General features: G+C 70.2%; 19 protein-coding genes. 4 read left to right on the top strand and 15 right to left on the bottom strand.

Annotated features, from left to right (window positions below):
• Window positions 1-123 precede the first annotated feature (123 nt).
• The gene (locus tag D9599_RS12340) at window positions 124-738 is read left to right on the top strand and encodes a LysE family transporter (RefSeq protein ID WP_198381536.1); all 615 of its coding nucleotides are present in this window, start codon (window positions 124-126) and stop codon (window positions 736-738) included.
• 32 nt (window positions 739-770) lie between these two features.
• On the opposite strand, the gene D9599_RS12345 is transcribed toward D9599_RS12340, so the two are convergent.
• The 9 genes from D9599_RS12345 to D9599_RS12385 form a co-directional block, all read right to left on the bottom strand.
• Entirely contained in the window at window positions 771-1,700 is a 930-nt protein-coding gene (locus tag D9599_RS12345; RefSeq protein WP_198381537.1) for an alpha/beta fold hydrolase, read from the bottom strand.
• Window positions 1,697-2,872, bottom strand: a complete 1,176-nt coding sequence (locus D9599_RS12350; RefSeq protein WP_198381538.1) for an FAD-dependent monooxygenase — start codon at window positions 2,870-2,872, stop codon at window positions 1,697-1,699. Before D9599_RS12350 ends, D9599_RS12345 begins: the two co-directional genes overlap by 4 nt.
• A 336-nt stretch (window positions 2,873-3,208) precedes the next feature.
• Window positions 3,209-4,234 carry an ABC transporter substrate-binding protein gene (locus D9599_RS12355; protein WP_198381539.1) on the bottom strand — a complete coding sequence of 342 codons (1,026 nt, stop codon included), beginning with the start codon at window positions 4,232-4,234 and terminating at the stop codon, window positions 3,209-3,211.
• A 102-nt stretch (window positions 4,235-4,336) separates the two neighbouring features.
• Window positions 4,337-4,987, bottom strand: a complete 651-nt coding sequence (locus D9599_RS12360) for a hypothetical protein (protein ID WP_198381540.1) — start codon at window positions 4,985-4,987, stop codon at window positions 4,337-4,339.
• A gap of 119 nt (window positions 4,988-5,106) precedes the next feature.
• Window positions 5,107-6,306 (bottom strand): FAD-binding protein, encoded by a 1,200-nt coding sequence (locus tag D9599_RS12365; RefSeq protein ID WP_198381541.1) that lies wholly within the window; start codon window positions 6,304-6,306, stop codon window positions 5,107-5,109.
• 112 nt (window positions 6,307-6,418) lie between these two features.
• Window positions 6,419-7,861 (bottom strand): FAD-linked oxidase C-terminal domain-containing protein, encoded by a 1,443-nt coding sequence (locus D9599_RS12370; protein WP_198381542.1) that lies wholly within the window; start codon window positions 7,859-7,861, stop codon window positions 6,419-6,421.
• Window positions 7,862-8,036: 175 nt separating this feature from the next.
• Window positions 8,037-8,162 (bottom strand): type B 50S ribosomal protein L36, encoded by a 126-nt coding sequence (gene ykgO / locus D9599_RS12375; RefSeq protein ID WP_140885440.1) that lies wholly within the window; start codon window positions 8,160-8,162, stop codon window positions 8,037-8,039.
• A gap of 251 nt (window positions 8,163-8,413) precedes the next feature.
• Window positions 8,414-9,673 (bottom strand): Hsp70 family protein, encoded by a 1,260-nt coding sequence (locus D9599_RS12380; RefSeq protein WP_198381543.1) that lies wholly within the window; start codon window positions 9,671-9,673, stop codon window positions 8,414-8,416.
• A gap of 68 nt (window positions 9,674-9,741) precedes the next feature.
• Complete coding sequence (locus D9599_RS12385; protein ID WP_232480428.1) at window positions 9,742-10,572, bottom strand: sulfite exporter TauE/SafE family protein; 831 nt, start codon at window positions 10,570-10,572, stop codon at window positions 9,742-9,744.
• A gap of 142 nt (window positions 10,573-10,714) precedes the next feature.
• On the opposite strand from D9599_RS12385, the gene D9599_RS12390 reads away from it, so the two are divergent.
• Together D9599_RS12390 and D9599_RS12395 are read left to right on the top strand one after the other, a co-directional pair.
• Complete coding sequence (locus tag D9599_RS12390; protein WP_198381544.1) at window positions 10,715-11,473, top strand: sulfite exporter TauE/SafE family protein; 759 nt, start codon at window positions 10,715-10,717, stop codon at window positions 11,471-11,473.
• A 12-nt stretch (window positions 11,474-11,485) separates the two neighbouring features.
• Complete coding sequence (locus tag D9599_RS12395) at window positions 11,486-12,184, top strand: aspartate/glutamate racemase family protein (protein WP_198381545.1); 699 nt, start codon at window positions 11,486-11,488, stop codon at window positions 12,182-12,184.
• Between the two features lie 273 nt (window positions 12,185-12,457).
• Here the strand turns inward: D9599_RS12395 and aceA are convergent, their stop codons facing one another.
• A complete protein-coding gene (aceA, locus tag D9599_RS12400) occupies window positions 12,458-13,882 on the bottom strand; it encodes an isocitrate lyase (protein WP_198381546.1) in 1,425 nt (474 codons plus the stop codon).
• Between the two features lie 128 nt (window positions 13,883-14,010).
• Between aceA and D9599_RS12405 the strand changes: the two genes are divergently transcribed.
• Window positions 14,011-15,417, top strand: coding sequence for a short-chain fatty acyl-CoA regulator family protein (locus D9599_RS12405; RefSeq protein WP_198381547.1), 1,407 nt, complete (start codon window positions 14,011-14,013; stop codon window positions 15,415-15,417).
• A gap of 77 nt (window positions 15,418-15,494) precedes the next feature.
• Here D9599_RS12405 and D9599_RS12410 read toward each other — a convergent pair whose 3' ends face one another.
• From D9599_RS12410 to bla, 5 genes are all read right to left on the bottom strand, one after another.
• The gene (locus D9599_RS12410; RefSeq protein ID WP_198381548.1) at window positions 15,495-15,899 is read right to left on the bottom strand and encodes a hypothetical protein; all 405 of its coding nucleotides are present in this window, start codon (window positions 15,897-15,899) and stop codon (window positions 15,495-15,497) included.
• Window positions 15,900-16,106: 207 nt separating this feature from the next.
• Entirely contained in the window at window positions 16,107-16,391 is a 285-nt protein-coding gene (locus D9599_RS12415; RefSeq protein WP_198381549.1) for a hypothetical protein, read from the bottom strand.
• A gap of 411 nt (window positions 16,392-16,802) precedes the next feature.
• A complete protein-coding gene (sugE, locus tag D9599_RS12420; protein WP_198381550.1) occupies window positions 16,803-17,123 on the bottom strand; it encodes a quaternary ammonium compound efflux SMR transporter SugE in 321 nt (106 codons plus the stop codon).
• 73 nt (window positions 17,124-17,196) lie between these two features.
• Window positions 17,197-17,436, bottom strand: coding sequence for a hypothetical protein (locus tag D9599_RS12425; protein WP_043834874.1), 240 nt, complete (start codon window positions 17,434-17,436; stop codon window positions 17,197-17,199).
• Window positions 17,437-17,609: 173 nt separating this feature from the next.
• Window positions 17,610-18,542 (bottom strand): class A beta-lactamase, encoded by a 933-nt coding sequence (bla, locus tag D9599_RS12430; protein ID WP_198381551.1) that lies wholly within the window; start codon window positions 18,540-18,542, stop codon window positions 17,610-17,612.
• Window positions 18,543-18,547: the final 5 nt, after the last annotated feature.

Raw genomic sequence — 18,547 nt, forward strand, 5'->3', positions numbered from 1 at the left:
ATAGCTCGGGGTGGGACGAATGACCGGGACTGGGGATGCCGCTGGACAGGGGAGCCGCGCGTCGTCGCCCGGCTTGCTGTTCCCCACTGCCCGCGCCGGCGGCCTGGGCGAAGGATGCCGGCGGTGAGCGCGGTGATCTCCTCCCTGCTGCTGGGCGCCGGGGTCGGCCTGTCGATCGCGGCGCCGATCGGGCCGAGCAGCCTTCTGTGCATCGAGCGCACCCTCACGACGGGCATCGCGCGCGGCATTGCGACGGGCTGCGGCGTGGCAACGGTGCATCTCTTCTACGGCACGCTGGCCGTCGCGGGCGGGATCGGGCTCGCGCAGAGATGGCTCTGCATGGAGCTTGTTCCGATCACCTCCGGCCTCGTGCTTCTCCTTTTCGCAATCAGGGTGCTGCGGCGGAGCGCGATCAAGGCGGTGGCGCCCGCCGCACCCTGTTCCCTCCTGTCCTCCTACTGCGGTGCCGTCGGCTTGGGCTTCCTCAATCCGGCCACGCCGCTGCTCTTCGCCGCGGCGGCCCCGCTCCTTCTCGGGCGGGGAGCAGTGGCCTCGGCACCGCTGCTGATCGCGGGCGTCTTCGTCGGCTCCCTCGGCTGGTGGTGCGTCCTGAGTGGGGGAATATCCCTGCTTCGAGATCGTGTGACAGCGCGAATCCTCGGGCTGATGAACAGGGTCGCCGGCCTGGCCCTGGCCGGCGTGGCCGTCACCATAATCGTACGGAGTTGGAGCGGCTGATCGGCCGGACGCAGGCTCGGTGCTGACGGGAGCTACTCCGGCGGAGCATCCGCGGTGGGATGGCGCGGCGCCGACAGGCGCCGGACATCCAGCACCGCCGCGGCGAACTCCGCCGGCCGCTCCTGCGGCAGGTTGTGCCCGCCTCCGCGCAGCACCCGGTGCTCGTACGGCCCCGCGAAGTGCCGCGCGTGCCCGGCCGTGCCACCGCCCGCCAGAACCCCGTCCGCGTCGCCGTCGAGCGTGATGGCCGGCACCGTGATCGCCGGCCGCAACGCAAGCCGCCGCTCCACCTCCGCCACCGCCGGATCGCCCGCCACGAGGCCGAAGCGGTGCCGGTAGGAGTGGATCACCACCTCCACGAAGTCCGGGTTGTCGAAGCTCGCCGCCGTGCGCTCGAACGTCGCCTCGTCGAAACTCCATTCCGGCGACCACAGCCGCCATAGCAGCCGGCAGAGCCCGCGCCGGTCCCGCTCCAGCCCGGCCCGTCCACGCTCGGTGTGGAACAGGTACTGGTACCAGAGCCGGTGCTCGTCCTCGGGCGCGATCGGCTCCATCGCATGGGCGATGTCCTGGATGTTGTAGCCGTTCTGGGAAACCAGCCCCGCCACACGCTCTGGCCAGAGCGCCGCAACGACGCAGGCCGCGCGCCCACCCCAGTCATAGCCCGTCAGCACCACGCGCCCGATGCCCAGCGCGTCCAGCAGGTTCAGCAGATCCTGACCGAGCGCTCCCTGTTCCCCCGAGCGCGGCGTCGCGTCGGCGCGGAACCGCGTCCCGCCATAGCCGCGCAGCCAGGGCACGATCACCCGCGCGCCCGCCGCCGTAAGATGCGGCACCACCTCGTCATAGGCCCGCGCGTCATAAGGAAAGCCGTGCATCAGCAGCACGGGCCAACCGCCGGGATCGCCGCTCTCCTCGTAAGCGACGGCGAGAGCGCCCGCCTCGACGCGTCGCGGCGTCATGCCACGTCCGCCGCCGCCCCGTGCGGCAGCTCCGTCTCGGGCTCCCCCAATGGCACCCCTTCCAGCGGCACCGCCCAGGCGTCGTAGCCATAGACCCAGTCGCCGTTCCCACCCGCCCGCAGCCAGTTGTTCCCGCGGGAGCCGATCTGAATCCGTGCCGTGCGCTCCTGCCGCAGTGCCTCGTAGCGGCGCAGCGCCGCCGGCACGTCCTCCCTGCCCGAGAGGCAGCGCGCCAGCACGATTGCATCCTCCACCGCCTGGCCCGCGCCCTGCGCCATGAAGGGCAGCATCGGGTGGCAGGCATCGCCGAGCAGCGTCACCCGCCCGCGCGACCAGCTGGGCAGCGGATCGCGCTCGTACAGCGCCGTCTTCAGCACGCTGTCGCAGGCCCCGAGCAGCGCCCGCGCCTCTGGGTGATAATCCGCATACGCCGCACGTAGTTCCTCAACGCTCCCCGGCAGGGTCCAGCTCTCCTCACGCCAGCTCTCCTGCGGCGTGGTCGCGAAGATGAACACGTCCCGCCCCGCGCTGATCGGGAAGGTCACGATCTGGCTGGAAGGGTTCGGCCCCCACCACTTGGTGAACTGGTCGAGCCCCGGCAGGTCCAGCCCCGCTCGCGGCACCACGGCACGATAGGCGACAACACCCGTGAAGCGCGGTGTCTCCTCTCCGAACAGCGCCGTCCGCACCGCAGAGTGGATGCCATCGGCCCCTACCAGCGCCGAGACCTCCTCCGCACTCCCGTCCTCGAACAGGACGCGCACTCCTTCCCTGACCTCCTCCAACGAAGCCACCCGCCGCCCCAGCCGCACGCAATCCGCCGGCAGCGCCGCCTCCAGCGCTACCAGCAGGTCCGCCCGGTGCAGCGTGAGCTGCGGCGCGCCGTATTTCGCCTCCGCCTCGTCCGACATCGGCAGGCGCGAGGTCTCCTCCCCCGTGTCGTAGGTGCGGCTCACCCGCGCGACCGGCCGCGCGCCGTGTTCCCGCAGCGCCGTGCCAACCCCGATCCCGTCGAGCGCGCGCACCGCATTCGGCGTCAGGTTGATGTCGGCCCCAACACGCCCGAAGCGCGCGGCCTGCTCGAACACCACTACTTCGTGCCCCGCTTGCCGCAGGGCGATCGCGGCCGTCAGACCACCGACCCCGCCGCCGACGATCCCAATTCGTTCCATGCTTCAACCCTCCGGTCGGATCATCCTTCGGCGGATCGCGGGGAGAAGGAAGTCCCCGGTTTTCCGCTCTTGCGGCCTCGGAGAGGGCGCCGCCCTCTCCGAACCTCTCCCGCCAAGGGCCTGAGGCCCTTGGATCCCCATCTGGCTGCCGCGGATGCAATGGTTAGGGACCGGCTCTTTCCTGGCCCCCTTTCTGCGTGTGCGGTCGCCTCGGGTCTATGACCCGAGGCGCACCGGACACAAAGCATTCCGAACTCGAAGAAAAAGATGATGAGAGGGGTCTGGGGAGAGGAAGAACTCCTTCTTTCTCTCCCCAGAGTCACAAGATCTGCCCGCTCAGAGCATCCGCACCGCCCGAGGCGGCAGAAACTCGTCCGTATAGGCCATTTCCGGCGTCGGACGGTTCGGCAGCTTGAAGGTCTCCACCGTGGCGTCGATCTGCCGTTTCAGCCGGTCCGCCTCCACGAAGGAGAGCCCGTGCTGCCGCACCTTGTCCGACAGCATCATCTCGTCGAAGGAGATCTGCTGCCGCTCCGTCTCGATCGCCACGTCCGTCAGCGGCTCGCGCGCCTTCAGCGCGACGATAGCCTCGTTCGGGTTCTTGTAGGCCCAGATCATCCCCTCGGTCAGCGCACCAACCGCCGCGCGCACCGCCTCCGGCTTCTCCCGCAGGATTGCCCGCGTGGTGACGATGCCCGAGCCGTAGAAGTCGAGCCCGTGATCCCGGTAGTAGAAGACGCGCTGCTGCGGCCGGTCCATGCCCAGCGCCTTCAGCGACATGGCGGTGGAGGTGATGAAGCCCGTGATCCCATCGGCGCGCTTCTGCACGAGCATCGGCTCGCGCAGCTCGGGCGAGACGCTCATCCAGTTGATCGAGCCAAGGTCGATCCCGGCCGCATTCGCGAAGACGGGGAAGATCTGCCGTCCGCCGTCGAATTCGGGCGCCGCCAGCGTCTTGCCGTTCAGCGCCTTCGGCTCGCGGATCGGCCCATCCGCTCGCACCGTGGCCGAGAGCGGCGAGCGGTCATAGAGCACGCCGACACAGACGAGCCCGCGGTCCGGGTTCTCCGCCATGAAGCGCAGCTGCGAGGTCAGGTCGCCGAAGCCGATGTCGTAGGTACCGGCCGCGATATCCACGGGCACGCGCCCCGAGCCGTAGCCGCGGTTGATCGGCATCTCGAGGTTGTACTTGCGGAACAGCCCGCCCCGCTCCGCCGCGACGGCGAAGGAGTAGCCGCCGTGGATTACCCAATCGAGGGTGAAGCGCAGCTTGTGCGGCGCCTGCGCCAGGGAAAGCCTCGGCGCCGCCAGCAGTCCGGCGCCGAGGCCCAGCGCCGCGCGCCGGCCAATCGTCTGACTCATGCTCTGCCCTCAGAGAAGGGGGCGGCCAGCCGCCCCTCGTTTCCGGGTCAGGTTTTGCAAGAACCAAGCCAGGACTGGGCAGCTCAGCCTGGCCCGTCTGCGTCAGGGAAAGGTCACGCTGGAGACGTTGCAGAGGTCCACGGCCCGCCGCTCCTCGGCCGAGCGGTCGTCGTACTCCACGCGGATGTCGTAGTTGCACTCGCCGGCCGGCAGGCGGATGGCAAAGGTCCCGCCCGGCGCCACTACGGCGTCACCCAGCCGGTCGTCGCCCCAGCTGCTCTGCGAACTCGGCGAGGCCCGCAGCACCTGGATCGTCTTGCGCGTCCGGTTCACGAGGTTGAAGGAGGGATTGCCTGTGCGCCCCGCCGCCTGCGCGCCTCCCTTGCCGGACCCACCGGGCGCGCCGGACCCCTGGCCGAAGACCACCTCGTTCAGCGGGCAGGTATCGATCGCGCGCCGCTCCTCTGACTGCCCGCCATCATAGACCACGCGAATATCGTTCACGCACTGCCCGCTCGGCAGCCGCACGGGGAAGGAGCGCCCATTGTCGAGCACGTTCTGACCCAGCAGGTCCTGCCCCCAGGAATTCACCTGCGCCGAGGAGACGTAGAGTTCCTGGATCGTCCGGCCGGAGCGGTTGACCACGTTGAAGCTCGGATCGCTGTTCTGGGCCCGCACCGGCGGGGCGGCCAGGCCGCCGACAAGGAGGCCAAGGGCCAGGAGGCCCCGGCGCAGCAAGGCTGACCGCATCATCTTTATCTCTCCGAGGGTAATGGGATCGATGTTGAACCGGCCTTTCGATACGGAACAGGCCAGGAGCCGTGATAATGGCGTGATCGTGTGTGGGGCAGCGCCACGCAAGGCGCCGGCCCTCAGCCCCCCGCGCGCATCCGCCCCGGGTTCAGCCGCCCGCCCGGATCCAGCGCCGCCTTCACCCGCGCCGAGAGGGCGGCCAACGCCGGCACCTCATCGGGAATCACGGGCACCGAGACGCGCATCGGGTCGGGGGCGCGGAAGAGGGTAAAGGTGCCGCCCGCCCGCCGCGCCGTCTCCATTACCGCCTCATGCACCGCCGACGTCGCCGCGCCGGCCACCCAGACCAGCCCGCCGCCCCAGTCAAGCATCACCCGCGCCCCGATGCTGCGCAGCGCGGCCACCGCCGCGGACGCCCGGGAGGGCCGGACGGAGAGGCGCCACACGGCCTCCCCCTGCGCCACCGCCAGCGGTGCTGCGTCCCGAACCGCGCGCCACAGCGCCCGTGACTCGTCGCCCTCCAGCACGCGCCCGCCCGGCAGCGCCGCCCGCAGCCGCTCCATCCGGTAGCGCACGGAGGCCTCCACATCCTCCAGGCGCAGCAGGGCGACGGGCCCCATTACCCCGTTCGCGGAGACTCCTTCCGGCAGCATCGCCGCCCCCGTCACGCCGAAAGGGCTCGTCAGCCCGGCGGAGAGTGCCACCACCCCCGCTGCCTCGTCGGCCACCGGCAGCACCAGCGTCGCCGTCCGCTCCGGCGCTGGCCCCACCTTCAGCGTCACCTCCGTGATCACCGCCAGCGTCCCGTGACTGCCCGAGAGCAGCTTGCAGAGGTCAAGTCCCGTGACGTTCTTGTGCACCCGCCCGCCCGAGCGAAGCACCTCGCCCTCCCCGTTCACGAAGCGCAGGCCGAGCACCAGGTCGCGCGTCGCGAAGCCGGCCACGCGCCGCGGACCCGAGAGGTTGCAGGCCACCACCCCGCCGATGCTGCCCTTCCCGCCCCCGGTGGCGCCCAGCAGCGCGCCGAGGTCCGGCGGCTCCGCTACGATCCTTTGGCGCCGCTCCGCCAGCGCCGCCTCGATCTCCTCCAGCGGCGTTCCGGCGCGCGCGCTGATGACCATCTCCTCGGGCTTGTAGAAGGTGATGCCCGAGACGGCGCGCAGCGAGAGCGTCCGCGCCGCCTGCACCGGCCGCAGCATGGCGGCCTTGGTGCCGCGCCCCTCAACCGCCAGCGGCACCCCTTCGGCATGGGCCGCGACCACGGCAGCCGAAACCCCGGCCTCGTCGGCCGGCGCGATCCTGGACCCTTCCCCGCTCATCGTATTCCGCCCCCGAACCCCGGCCAGGCCGGACCGGCCCGTCCCCGCCACGCAGAGGCCTCGCCCATCGCGCAGCCCGGCGCAAGCCGCGCGCGCGACAACGCGCCCGCCCCTAATGCGCGGGCGGTGCCAGCGCTCCCTCCAGCGGAAACACCTTCGCCGGGTTCAGCAGCCATTCCGGATCGAAGGCCTCCTTCACCCGTCGCTGCTGCTGCAGCTCCGGCCGGGTGAACTGCACGCCCATCAGGTCGCGCTTCTCCACGCCCACCCCGTGCTCCCCGGTCAGGCAGCCGCCGACCTCCACGCAGAGCTTCAGGATGTCCGCCCCAAAGGCCTCGGCCTTGGCGAAGCTCTCTGGGTCGTTTGCGTCGAACATGATCAGCGGATGCAGGTTCCCGTCCCCCGCGTGGAAGACATTCGCGACGCCCAGCCCGCAGGCCGCGCTCATCTCCCCAATCCGCCGGAGCACATACGGCAGCTCGCTCGTCGGGATGGTGCCGTCCATGCAGAGATAGTCGGGGCTGATCCGGCCCACGGCCCCGAAGGCGCCCTTGCGGCCCTTCCAGATGGCCATCGACTCCTCGGCGCTCGCCGCAACCCGCATGCTGATGGGGTCGAAGCGCTCGCAGATCTCGCGGATGCGCCCGAGCAGCGCGTCCTGCTCCTCGCCGCTGCCCTCCACCTCGATGATCAGCATCGCCTCCGCGTCCAGCGGGTAGCCGGCATGGGCAAAGGCCTCGCAGGCGTGAATGCAGGGCTTGTCCATGAACTCCAGCGCTACGGGGATCACGCCGGAGGCCATGATGGCGTCTACCGCCGCCCCCGCGACCTCCGTGGAGCGGAAAGCCGCCAGCATCGCCCGCTGCCCCTCCGCGGCGCGCAGGATCCGCACCGTCACCTCGGTGACGAGGCCGAGTTGTCCCTCGCTGCCCGTGATCAGCCCCAGCCAGTCATAGCCGGCAGCGTCGAGATGCCCGCCGCCCACCTCGATCACCTCACCCTCGATCGTCACGAACTTCACGCCGAGCAGGTTGTTCGCGGTCACGCCGTATTTCAGGCAGTGCGCCCCGCCCGAGTTCATCATGACGTTCCCGCCGATCATGCAGGCGAGTTGGCTGGAAGGATCGGGCGCGTAGAAGAACCCCTCCCCCTCCACGGCCTTGGTGATGCCGAGGTTAGTCACCCCCGCCTCCACCACCGCCAGCCGGTCGGGGAAGGAGACGTCGAGGATCCGGTTCATCCGCATCAACCCGACCACCACGGCATCGGCCAGCGGCAGCGCCCCGCCCGAAAGGCTCGTTCCGGCGCCTCGCGGCACCACCCGCACGTCGTTCTCGTGGAGGAAGCGCAGCACGGCCGCGACCTGCTCGGTCGAGGTGGGCAGCACCACCGCCAGCGGCGGCTGCCGGTAGGCCGAGAGCCCGTCCGTCTCGTAGGGCCGGAGGCGCAGCGTCTCCGCGATCACGCCTTCGCCCGGCACCAGCGCCCTGAGCCCCGCCACGATCTCCTCGCGGCGGGCGAGCACCTCGGGCTTCGGCGGGGGCAGGGCAATCATGTGCGTGCCTCTTCGTTCTCGGCGCCGGTGTTCCCACGCCTCCAGCCTCAGCAGGTTGGGCGTCCCGCGCGGTCCCGCAAGCCGGCGCAGAAGCACGAAAATCCGCCGGACGGGTTGTCCGACGGAGGATCGCAATTCGGTAGAACCGCCCGCGGCTGCAGCCGCGGCGCCCCTCTCAGCCCTGGCGGGCCTTCAGGCGGGGGTTCTTCTTGTTGATCACGTACATGCGGCCGCGGCGGCGGACGAGCACGCAGTTCTTGTCGCGAACCTTGGCAGTCTTGAGCGAGTTGCGGATCTTCATGGTCTGACCTGGTCACACGTCGAGGGGCGGGGCGACAAGGCCGTCCCCGAGGGAGGCGGCGGTATATGGGCAGGGCGGCCATGGGTCAACCGCCCCGCGCGCTTCCGACCACCGTTCAGCCCTCAGAAACCCATTCGCAACAGGATCGTTCCGCCCGCAGGAGACCGCTCGATGCTGGAACGCCTGATCCTTATCCTCCGCCGCCTCCGCTACAAGCCCGAGCGCCGCTACATGCGCGGCGCCCGAACGCGCTAACCCGCCCCGCGCCCCATCAGAGCCAGCCCTTCGGCCACCGAGACGAACTCGCCGCCGCCGAAGACCCGCTCCTCCCCGAAGCGCCGCGCGAAGATGGTCCGCACCGCCGGCACGAGGGAGGTTCCGCCCGTGAGGAATACGCGGTCCACGCCCTCCGCCGGCACCCCCGAGTCGAGCAGCGCCGCCTCCACCGCCGCCTCCATCCGCTTGAGGTCCGGCGCGATCCAGGCCTCGAAATCGGCCCGCTCGATCGGCGCCTCCACTGCGAAGTCCTCGTGCCGGAAGCGCAGCACCGTCCGCTCCTCGGAGGAGAGCGACGCTTTGGCCGAAGACACTGCACGGTAGAGGGCATAGCCCGCCTCGTCCTCGATCAGCCGGATCAGGTAGCCCAGCTGCTCCGGGTGATCGGCCGTCCGCGCCACCTCCGCGATCTCGCGCAGCGTCTTCGGACCGCGCATCAGGGGAAGCTGGTGCCAGCGCGCGAAGCTTGCGTACCAGCCGGGCGGGATCGGCAGCGGCTTGCCCATCACTCGGTACTCGCCCCCCTTGCCCAAAAGGGGGGAGATCACCCGGTCAATGATCCGCATGTCGAAGGCATCGCCCGCCAGCCCTACCCCCGCGTGGCCCAGCGCGGTCAAGCGCCGCGAATGGCCGGCCGCGTCTCCTGGCTCGAAGCGCAACACCGAGAAGTCGCTCGTCCCGCCGCCGAAATCCCCGACGAGCACCGTCTCCGGCCGCTCGATCCCGCCCGCGAAGCGCTGCCCCGCCGCAGCCGGCTCCAGCGCCACCTCCAGCCCGGGCAACCCCGCGGCGGCGAAGGCGGCCCGCAGCCGGGCCTCGCCGAAATCGTCGTCGGCGCGATCCCCCACGAAGCGCACGGGCCGCCCCACCACCACCCGCGCCCCCGCCATCTCCGTCCCGAAGGGCGCGAGCAGCTCCTGCAGGAAGAGGGCGATCAGCGCCTCCAGCGTGAAGCGCCGCCCGAGGATGCGCGTCTCCACGAAGCTCCGCTGCGCCAGGTAGCTCTTCATGGACATCACCAGCCGGCTGGCGAGAGGCTCCTCCAGATAGGCTTCGATCGCCCGCGGCCCCGCCGCGTGCCGCGCCGCCCCGCCCACCGGGTCGGACCAGAAGCAGAGAACGGAGCGGAACACCTCTCCCGTGTCGTGGCGCAGCGTCACCACCTCTCCGTCCGGGTGCAGGGCGGTGACGACGCTGTTGGTTGTGCCGAAGTCGATGCCGATGACAGGTCGCAAGGCCGGGCTCCCCGCCAGGAAAAGGGGGCGGGTTCAAGCCTGTCCGGACGCCGATGGCAAGGGCGGGTTCAGGTCACCAGCGAGTAGATCATCCGCACGGCCGTGATGCCCAGGAACACCGCGAAGGCCCGCTTCAACGCCAACGGCGGGATGGTGTGCGCCAGATGCACCCCCCAGGGCGTCGCCAGCATGGAGGTCGGCACGATCAGCAGGCAGCCGATGAGGTTCACGTAGCCGATGCTTGCCGGCGGCAACAGCGGGTTCCCCCAGCCCGCATAGACGAAGCCGATCGCGGCCGGGATCGAGATCACGATGCCGAAGGCCGAGGCGGTCGCGACGGCCGAGCGGATCGGCGTGCCGAACAGGTTCAGCAACGGCACGCCGACCGTCCCGCCCCCAATCCCCATCATTGCGGAGACGCCGCCGATGAAGAAGCCGAGCACCTGCCGCAGGATCCCCTTCGGGAAGCTCTCCCGCAGCCGCGAGTCCACGCCCGTGAAGCCCATGTTGATCGCGACCAGCAGCGCGATCGCGGCGAACACCGCCGTCAGCGTGGAACCCTTCACCCAGATCGCGATGAGGGTCCCCGCCAGCACGCCCACCACCAAGGAAGGAATCATCGCCTTCAGCAGCGGCACGTCCATCGCCCCCCGTGCATAGTGCTTGCGCGCCGACTGGATGGAGGTCGGGATGATCGTCGCGAGCGACGTGCCCACCGCCAACTTCATCTGAATGGCCTCGGGGATCGCCAGGAACGGGAAGACGTTGAACAGCACGGGCACGATCACGATGCCCCCGCCCACCCCCAGCAACCCCGCCAGCGTGCCGGAGACCAGCCCCGTCGCCGCCATCACCGCCGCCAGCGCGGCAATCCAGACGGGATCCTGCATATGTTCCATGGGGGTATCCTGCTCGTCCGCGGGCAGGACCCGGCGGCGCTGATCCGCGGATCACGCCGCGTGGCGGAGGCTCTAGGCCCGAACGCCGCCCCTGTCAGGGGGGTGCTTGGCGTGAAGCACGCGCCGGGCGCATCATCTCCGCGTGCCCCTGCTCACCGATCCTCTGTTCTACGCCCTCGCCATCCCCGGCTTCATCCTCAACGGGATCAGCAAGGGTGGCTTCGCCTCCGGTGCGGGTAATGTCGCCGTCCCGCTCATGGCACTGGCCGTTCCCGCCCCCCAAGCCATTGGAATCTCGCTCCCCGTCCTCTGCGTGATGGATGTCGCGGGGCTGCGGGCCTGGTGGGGCAAGTGGAGCGCGCGGGAGATGCGGGCCATCCTCCCCGCCGGCCTCCTCGGCCTCGTGCTCGGCATCCTCGCCTTCGGCCTCATCCCCGCGCGGGGGATGAGCCTCTTGCTCGGCGGCATTACCCTCGTCTTCCTCGCCCGCAGCCTCTGGCAGCGCTTCCGCGGCGCCTCGCCCGCGCCCGAGCCGCCAAACCAGGGCAAGGCCTGGTTCTGGGGCACCGCCTCGGGCTTCGCGAGCACCGTCGCCCACACCGGCGGCCCGCCGCTCGCCATCTATCTCTACCCGCTGAAGCTCGACCGCGCCTCGCTCGCCGCCACTACCACGGTGTTCTTCGGGGTGATGAACTACGCGAAGCTGGTGCCCTATTGGGGCCTTGGCCTGCTGGACACGACGAACATCCTCACCAGCCTCGTGCTCATCCCCGCTGCGCCCATCGGCGTGAACCTCGGCATCTGGCTGCAGAGCCGCATCAGCGACCGCCTCTTCTACAACATCGTCTACGTCCTGCTCGCCATCACTGGCGCGAAGCTCATCTGGGACGGGCTTTCCTAAGGAGGTCCCCGCATGACCAACCGAATCCTCGGCGTCCTCGGTGGCATGGGCCCGCTGGCCAGCGCCGAGTTCATGCGCCAGCTCACCCTCCTCACCCCCGCCGAGCGCGACCAGGACCACATCCCCGCCGTGCTCTGGTCCGACCCCCGCGTGCCGGACCGCACCGCGGCCCGCCAGGGCCATGGCCCCGACCCCCTGCCCGCCCTCATCCGCGGCATCCGGGGCCTGGAGGCCGCCGGCTGCGGGGCCATCGCGATCCCCTGCAACACCGCCCATGGCTGGATCGACGGCATGCGCGCCGCGACCCGCCTGCCCATCCTCCATATCGTGGACGCCGCCGCCGAGGCCCTTCGCCGCCGGGGCATCGGCCCCGGCCCCATCGGCGTCATGGGCACCGCCGCCACCCTCGCCATGAACCTCTTCCAGGACGGCTTGCGCGCCGGCGGCTGGGAGGTCTCGATCCCGACCGAGGAGGAAATGGCCCGCCTCGTCACCCCCGGCATCGCGCTGGTGAAGGCCAATCGCGTGGCCGACTCCCATGCCCCCCTGGCCGAGGCCGCCCAGGCTCTCGCCGCCCGCGGCGCCCGCGCCGTGGTGCTCGGCTGTACCGAAATTCCCCTCGGCATCGCCGCCGGACCAGCCCAGGCGTTTCCGGTGATCGACACGATCGAAGCGCTGGCCCTGGCCTCCATCCGCTGGGCGCGGGACTGACATCGCGGGGAGCCCGGGGAGGAGGAGGAAGGAATTCTTCCCCTCCCCCGCCCCCTCACCATCATCTTTTTCTTCGAGTTTGGAATACTGGGCTGCCGGTGCGCCTCGGGTCACGAACCTGAGGAGCACCGGCAGCACGGGAAGGGCGCCAGGAAAGAACCGACCCTTCATTATCGCATCCGCGACAGCCAGATGCGGGTCCAGGGGCCTCATGCCCCTGGCGGGAGAGGTCTGGAGAGGGCAGCGCCCTCTCCAGGGCCGCGAGCGACGCCCCTACTTCGCCATGGCCGGCGCGCCGCGTTCCCCGCAGGCCCAGCCGTGCTCGTGGACCAGCCCGTCGTCGTGGTCCACCGGCTCGCCCCCGATGCGGGGCGTCGGGCCCCATCCCTCCTTGGGCGCGTCGTGGAACTGCGCCGCCTCGGTCGAGGTCTTCAGTGCGGTGGTGGAGGACTGTCCGCCGCTCGCAGCCGTCGCCACCGCGTCGAAGTAGCCCACTCCCACCTCGCGCTGGTGGCGCGTCGCGGTGTAGCCGTCGGACTCGGACGCGAACTCCGCCTGCTGCAGTTCGGAATAGGCGGCCATGCCGCGCTCCCGGTAGCCCTTGGCGAGCGTGAACATCGAGTGGTTCAGGCTGTGGAAGCCGGCGAGCGTGATGAACTGGAACTTGTAGCCCATCGCCGCGATCTCGGCCTGGAACCGGGCCGCCGCCTCCTCGCCCATCTTGCGCTTCCAATTAAAGCTCGGCGAGCAGTTGTAGGCGAGCAGCTTGCCCGGGAACTCCTTGTGGATCGCCTCCGCGAAGCGGCGCGCGTCCTCGAGGTCGGGGTCGGAGGTCTCCCACCAAAGCAGGTCGGCATAGGGCGCGTAAGCCAGGCCGCGTGCGATCGCGTACTCCTTCCCGCAGCCGGGGCGGATGCGGAAGAAGCCCTCCGGCGTGCGCTCGCCGGTGATGAACGGCCGGTCGCGCTCGTCCACGTCGCTCGTCAGAAGCTGCGCGCTCTCGGCATCCGTGCGGCACAGCAGCACCGTCGGCACGCCTTCCACGTCGGCCGCGAGGCGCGCGGCATTGAGCGTGCGGATGTGCTGGGAGATCGGCACCAGCACCTTGCCGCCGAGATGCCCGCACTTCTTCTCGGAAGCGAGCTGGTCCTCGAAGTGGACGCCTGCGGCGCCGGCCTCGATCATCGCGCGCATCAGCTCATAGGCGTTCAGCGGCCCGCCGAAGCCGGCCTCGGCATCGGCGATGATCGGCGCCATCCAATGGGTGGTGTCGCCGCCCTCCTGCGTCGCGATCTGGTCCGCGCGGCGAAGCGCGGCGTTGATCCGGCGGATCACCTTCGGCACGGAGTCCACGGAATAGAGGGACTGGTCCGGGTACATCTCCCCATTCGAGTTCGCGTCCGCCGCCACCTGCCAGCCGGAGAGATAGATCGCCTTCAGCCCGGCCTTCACCTGCTGCAGCGCCTGGTTGCCCGTCAGCGCGCCGAGCGTCGGCACGAAGGGCTCGCTGTGCAGCAGCCGCCACAGCCGCTCAGCACCCATCTCGGCCAGCGTATGGCGGATCCTGAACGAACCTGAGAGCCGCTCGACATCGGCCGGCGTATAGTCGCGCCGGATCCCGTCGAAACGCCCGGGCGAAGCGCCGTAGCCGCTGCCGGAACCGTCGGGGGAAAAGGTGGGATTGGTGTGGTTGCGCATTGCATGTCCTCCTGCGGTGAATGATTGACATTGCAACGCGAGAAAGCGAGCGTTCGTAGGGGGTTACACCCCGTAAACCCGTGAAGTCCTTCACTGTTCAGGCCCGAAATCAGTAAAGGATGTAAACCATGGCGCGCCCCATGATCGGCCGGGTCGTCCGGCGGCTGAGGCAGGAACGCGGCATTACCCAGGCCGCGTTGGCTGCCCGCCTTGGCATCTCCGCCAGCTACATGAACCTCATCGAGGCCGATCAGCGCGCCATCACCGCCAGCCTCGTCTTCAAGATCGCCGACGCCCTCTCGGTGGACCTCGCCCTCCTCTCCGGGCAGGCCGAGGGACGGCTGGAGGCCGGGCTGCGTGAAGTTTTTCGGGACCCGCTGCTCGGCGCCGAAGCCGTGTCGGAGGAACAGGCCGCCACCCTCGCCTCCGCCGCCCCGGACGCCGCCCGCGCGGTCCTTGCCCTATGGCGCGCCTGGCGCGTGGCGCGGGAGGATTCCGCCGGTCTCTCACTCCCCTCCGGCCGCCGCCTCTTGCTGCCCGGGGAGGAAGCGCGCGACGCCTTCCACGACGCCGCCAATCACTTCCCCGCCCTGGAGGAAGCCGCCGAGACCCTGCGCACCCTCCTGGGCGACCCCACGCCCCAGTCCCTGGACCACGCCCTCGCCGAGCGCCTGCGCGCCCATCACGGCCTGACCGTGACGGTCGGCGTTCTGCCCGGCGCCGCGCTGCGCCGCTACGACGCGGCCACGGCCCAGCTGGCGCTGAGCGAAACCCTCCCGCGCGAGAGCCGCAGCTTCCACCTCGCCTTCACCCTCGCGCTGCTCGAGGCACGGGAGACGGTGGAGCGCGTGATCGCCGCGATCGAGCCGAGCACGGAGGAGGCCGCGGGCATGCTCCGCATCGGCCTGCTGAACTATGTCGCGGCCGCGGTGATGCTGCCCTACGCGCCTTTCCTGGCGGCCGCCCGCGCGCTGCGCCATGACGTGGCGGCCCTCTCCGCCCGCTTCGCTGCCTCCTACGAACAGACCTGCCACCGCCTCTCCACCCTCCAGCGAGAGGGAGCGCGGGGCGTGCCCTTCTTCTTCCTCCGCGTGGACCCCGCGGGGAACGTTTCGAAGCGCTTCTCCGCCGCCGGGTTCCCCTTCGCGCGTGGCGGTGGTTCCTGCCCGCGCTGGATCCCGCACGCGGCCTTTGCCACACCGGGTCGCATCGTGGTGCAGGTGGCCGAACTGCCTGATGGCGCCGAGTTCCTCTGCTTCGCGCGCACGGTGGAACACCCCGCCACCCGCTGGGGCGAGCCCGCGCCCATCCAGGTCGTGGCCATGGGCTGCGCCCTCGGCCGCGCCTCTGAGGTCTGCTACGCGGACGGGCTGGACCTCGCTTCCGCCAAGGTCGGCATCGGCCTCTCCTGCCGCCTCTGCGACCGGCCGGACTGCCGCTCTCGCGCCTTCCCGCCGCTGGAACACCGCTTGCTGCTGGACCCCGCCTCGGCCGGGGCGCCCTTCGTCTTCTCGCGGCCGGGGGCGCCGGGCTGAGGTGCGCGGACATCTCCTGCCCGCCAGGACCTAGCCCGCGAGCACGATCCTGAACTGCATCAGCGCCGCCATCACGATCAGGGCCGCGGCAACCGCCCGCGCGTCTCTCCGGTGTGCCGCCATCGCCCCATGAGCCTGGGGTGAGAAAGCGCCCCTCCCACTGCGAGGAAGAAAAGGAACGCCGTGGATAGGACGGCCAGGGGAATGGCCGCCAGGGAGACACCTTCCCGTGGCCGGCCGAGCATGTATCCCGCGAAGAAGGTGGCCGTGACCGGGTTCATCACGCTGACGAGGAATCCGGCAACGAAGGTCGCGAGGCCGCCGGCGCGCGCGAGCGCCGAGGCGCAGGGCGCCCCGGGACGAAGGGCGGGCCGCGGGAACTGCCAGGCGACCACCACCAGCAGCACGCAGCCTGCCGAGCGCAGCGCGCCCGCCATGTGCTGGCCGACGAGGAGTTCCCCCGTCCCCGCCATCAGCGCCACGGCGCCCGCGAGGGTTCCCGCCCCCGCGGCGATGCCAGCACAGGCAGGAACGGCCCCGCCAATGCCGTGAATGGCGGCGATCCCACCGATTGCCGCCTGTTGGGTCCTGGAACCGTCAGCACGACAAGTTAAGCCGGCAGGAAGCCGGGAGCACCTCGATGAGCGATGGCACAGCGCCCTCGCGATGTCGGACACCGAAGTGGACGTCTAGCGTGCCGCCTCGGGCGCCGCGGCCTTTTCATCGGCGACACGGTAGCCGTAGGTGTCGTACTCCTCGTTGCCGGTCACCGTGCCGACGAAAGCCGCCTGCCGCTCCAGCTGCGGCGTCGGCGACACGTAATCAGGCATCGGGCTCAGCCCGACATCCTCTTCAGACCACTCCGTCTCCGGCAGCGGCATGGCGACTTCACTGGTGGCTGCCCATCCGGGCATGGGCAACAGCAAGGGCGAGACAAGCAGGGCCCAACGAAGGGCATGGACGAGCGGACGCATACGGCCTCCCTCTTCTTTCTGCTGCGTTGATGATCGGAATAATGAATCTTTGTCGGACCGACGCCAGCACAGAAGAAGCGGGCGTGGACTTGGATCCGACGCCGGTGATGCTGCTCTACATTCCCGATGTGTGCGCAGTGAAAATTTCTGTAAATCAAACGAACTTGATTGGGAGCCGGCCGTATATCGAGTCCGCAATATTACGAATACTTAGTAGGTCATCTTCGTAAATATACTGACTGCCCCGCCAATCAGGCTTCCAGGCACAGCAGCCGCATGAAGGATGATGTCGAAGCGCTGTCAGGAGACCGGTCCAGGTCCGTCCTGCGCAGACGGCACGCTCCAACCGGGGCCAGATGGTCATGGGCTCGGCCCATCAGGCGCGAGAAGGCACCCATCACCCGCGCACATTCAGTCGCCGGAAGCGAGCTTCAGCCCCACCAGCCCTGCAAGGATCAGCCCCGCCGAGGCCAGCCGTAGCGGGGTTGCCGCCTCGCCCAACACCACGATTCCCACGAGGAAAGCGCCCAGCGCCCCGATGCCCGTCCAGATCGCATACGCAGTGCCAAGCGGCAGGCTTCGCATGGCAAGCCCGAGCAAGCCCACGCTCGCGACCATGGCGACAGCCGTCAGAGCCGCCCAAGCTGGCCGCGTGAATCCCTCCGAGGCCTTCATCCCGAAGGCCCAGACGACCTCCAGCAGCCCCGCGAGAATGAGAAGAACCCAGGCCATGGCGCACTCCCGTCAGGCCCGGCAGAAAACCGGCCCTACGGCGCGTTTCGCGCCAAGGCCGGGCCTTATCGTGTCAGTCGCACTCGCAGCCCGGCGTCGGGCCGGGATCGGCGCGCACCACATGGTGGTCGATCCACTCCGCCACCAGCCGGCGCGCCTCGGTCATGCTCGCCTCAGGATGGTGGATCCGATAGAGCGAGGTGCAGGCCCCGAAGGCGCTGTAATCGCTCGTTCCGACGTCCCGCAACTCGCGATAGGCGGTCACCACGGCACGCTCGCAATTGCGGGCGATGTAGCTGTAGTCCTGCCCCATCCGGTCGAACCCCACTTCCCGTTTGCGCAGTTGTTGAGAATAACTCGCAACCGCTTCACGTGTTATACCGATACCTGTACAAGCGTTCAAGTGTGCGCTGCGCCCATGCACCGATTCGCCGAATACAGGGCCTGCCAGGATCGTTACGGCTCCGCGCCGCCGGGAAGGCCCTTTTAGGTTGCGGTCACCGCCCGGCCCACCGCCGCGAGTGCCGCGTCCCGCACCTCCAGCGGCGCAGCGGACTCGGTGAGATAGGCGGCGACCAGTATCGGCCGCCCGCCCGGCGGCCAGATCGCCGCCACGTCGTTGCTCGTGCCGAACCCTGCCGTGCCGCTCCGGTTCCCACAGATCCAGCCCTGCGGCAGCCCCGTGCGGATCTTCGTGTCCCCGGTCCGGCACCCGATCATCCAGGCGTTCAGCAAACCCCGCAGCGGCGCGGAGAGCAGGTTGCCCACCAGCAGCCGCTCCATGCTCACCAACATGAAGTTCGGCGTCGTCGTGTCCCGCGGGTCGCCCGGCCGCCCCTCGCCGAGCGCCGTCTCCCGCCGGTCCAGCCGGAAGCCCGCGTCGCCCCAGTCCCCGGCGCGCTCGGTCAGCCCCTCCGGCCCGCCCACCAGGGGCAGCAGCAGGTTGGCGGCGGCGTTGTCGCTCCAGACCATGATCGCCTCGAGAAGCTCGCCCACCCGCATTCCCTCGGGCCCGACCCGCTTCTCCGTCACCGGCGCGTAGTCCACGAGGTCCGAGGCCGTGATCGGCACCCGCCGCTCCAGGTCCTCCCGCCCCTCGTCAACCTCTCGCAGCACGGCGCCGGCGAGAACGAGCTTGAAGGTGCTTGCCAGCGGGAAGCGTTCCGCACCGCGCCAGGTGGCCCAGGCCCGCGTCGCCGTATCGAGCGCCGCGACGCCGAGCCGCCCCCCGCCCGCGCGCTCCGCCTCGCGCAGCGCTGCCATGAAGGTCTCGCCGAAGCGCCCACCGGAGGAGAAGGCGGCCTCCGGCGCGCCGAACGCCCCGCCTTCGGCCGGCGCCGCCCCTTGGCCCAGCACCGGCCCCGCCAGCGCCACCTCGGCCAGCGCCAGCCCACCCAGCAGCTCCCGCCGGCCCAGCATCGGCC

Origin of the sequence: Roseomonas sp. KE2513, from assembly GCF_016107305.1 — a bacterium.
Classification (GTDB): Bacteria; Pseudomonadota; Alphaproteobacteria; order Acetobacterales; family Acetobacteraceae; genus Roseomonas.

Coding starts and splice junctions, on each gene's coding strand:
- D9599_RS12385 (WP_232480428.1), bottom strand. CDS start 10,572: ATGGAACATATGCAGGATCCCGTCTGGATTGCCGCGCTGGCGGCGGTG.
- D9599_RS12425 (WP_043834874.1), bottom strand. CDS start 17,436: ATGGGGCAGGACTACAGCTACATCGCCCGCAATTGCGAGCGTGCCGTG.
- D9599_RS12345 (WP_198381537.1), bottom strand. CDS start 1,700: ATGACGCCGCGACGCGTCGAGGCGGGCGCTCTCGCCGTCGCTTACGAG.
- aceA (WP_198381546.1), bottom strand. CDS start 13,882: ATGCGCAACCACACCAATCCCACCTTTTCCCCCGACGGTTCCGGCAGC.
- bla (WP_198381551.1), bottom strand. CDS start 18,542: ATGCTGGGCCGGCGGGAGCTGCTGGGTGGGCTGGCGCTGGCCGAGGTG.
- D9599_RS12360 (WP_198381540.1), bottom strand. CDS start 4,987: ATGATGCGGTCAGCCTTGCTGCGCCGGGGCCTCCTGGCCCTTGGCCTC.
- D9599_RS12355 (WP_198381539.1), bottom strand. CDS start 4,234: ATGAGTCAGACGATTGGCCGGCGCGCGGCGCTGGGCCTCGGCGCCGGA.
- sugE (WP_198381550.1), bottom strand. CDS start 17,123: ATGGCCTGGGTTCTTCTCATTCTCGCGGGGCTGCTGGAGGTCGTCTGG.
- ykgO (WP_140885440.1), bottom strand. CDS start 8,162: ATGAAGATCCGCAACTCGCTCAAGACTGCCAAGGTTCGCGACAAGAAC.
- D9599_RS12415 (WP_198381549.1), bottom strand. CDS start 16,391: ATGCGTCCGCTCGTCCATGCCCTTCGTTGGGCCCTGCTTGTCTCGCCC.
- D9599_RS12370 (WP_198381542.1), bottom strand. CDS start 7,861: ATGATTGCCCTGCCCCCGCCGAAGCCCGAGGTGCTCGCCCGCCGCGAG.
- D9599_RS12395 (WP_198381545.1), top strand. CDS start 11,486: ATGACCAACCGAATCCTCGGCGTCCTCGGTGGCATGGGCCCGCTGGCC.
- D9599_RS12405 (WP_198381547.1), top strand. CDS start 14,011: ATGGCGCGCCCCATGATCGGCCGGGTCGTCCGGCGGCTGAGGCAGGAA.
- D9599_RS12350 (WP_198381538.1), bottom strand. CDS start 2,872: ATGGAACGAATTGGGATCGTCGGCGGCGGGGTCGGTGGTCTGACGGCC.
- D9599_RS12365 (WP_198381541.1), bottom strand. CDS start 6,306: ATGAGCGGGGAAGGGTCCAGGATCGCGCCGGCCGACGAGGCCGGGGTT.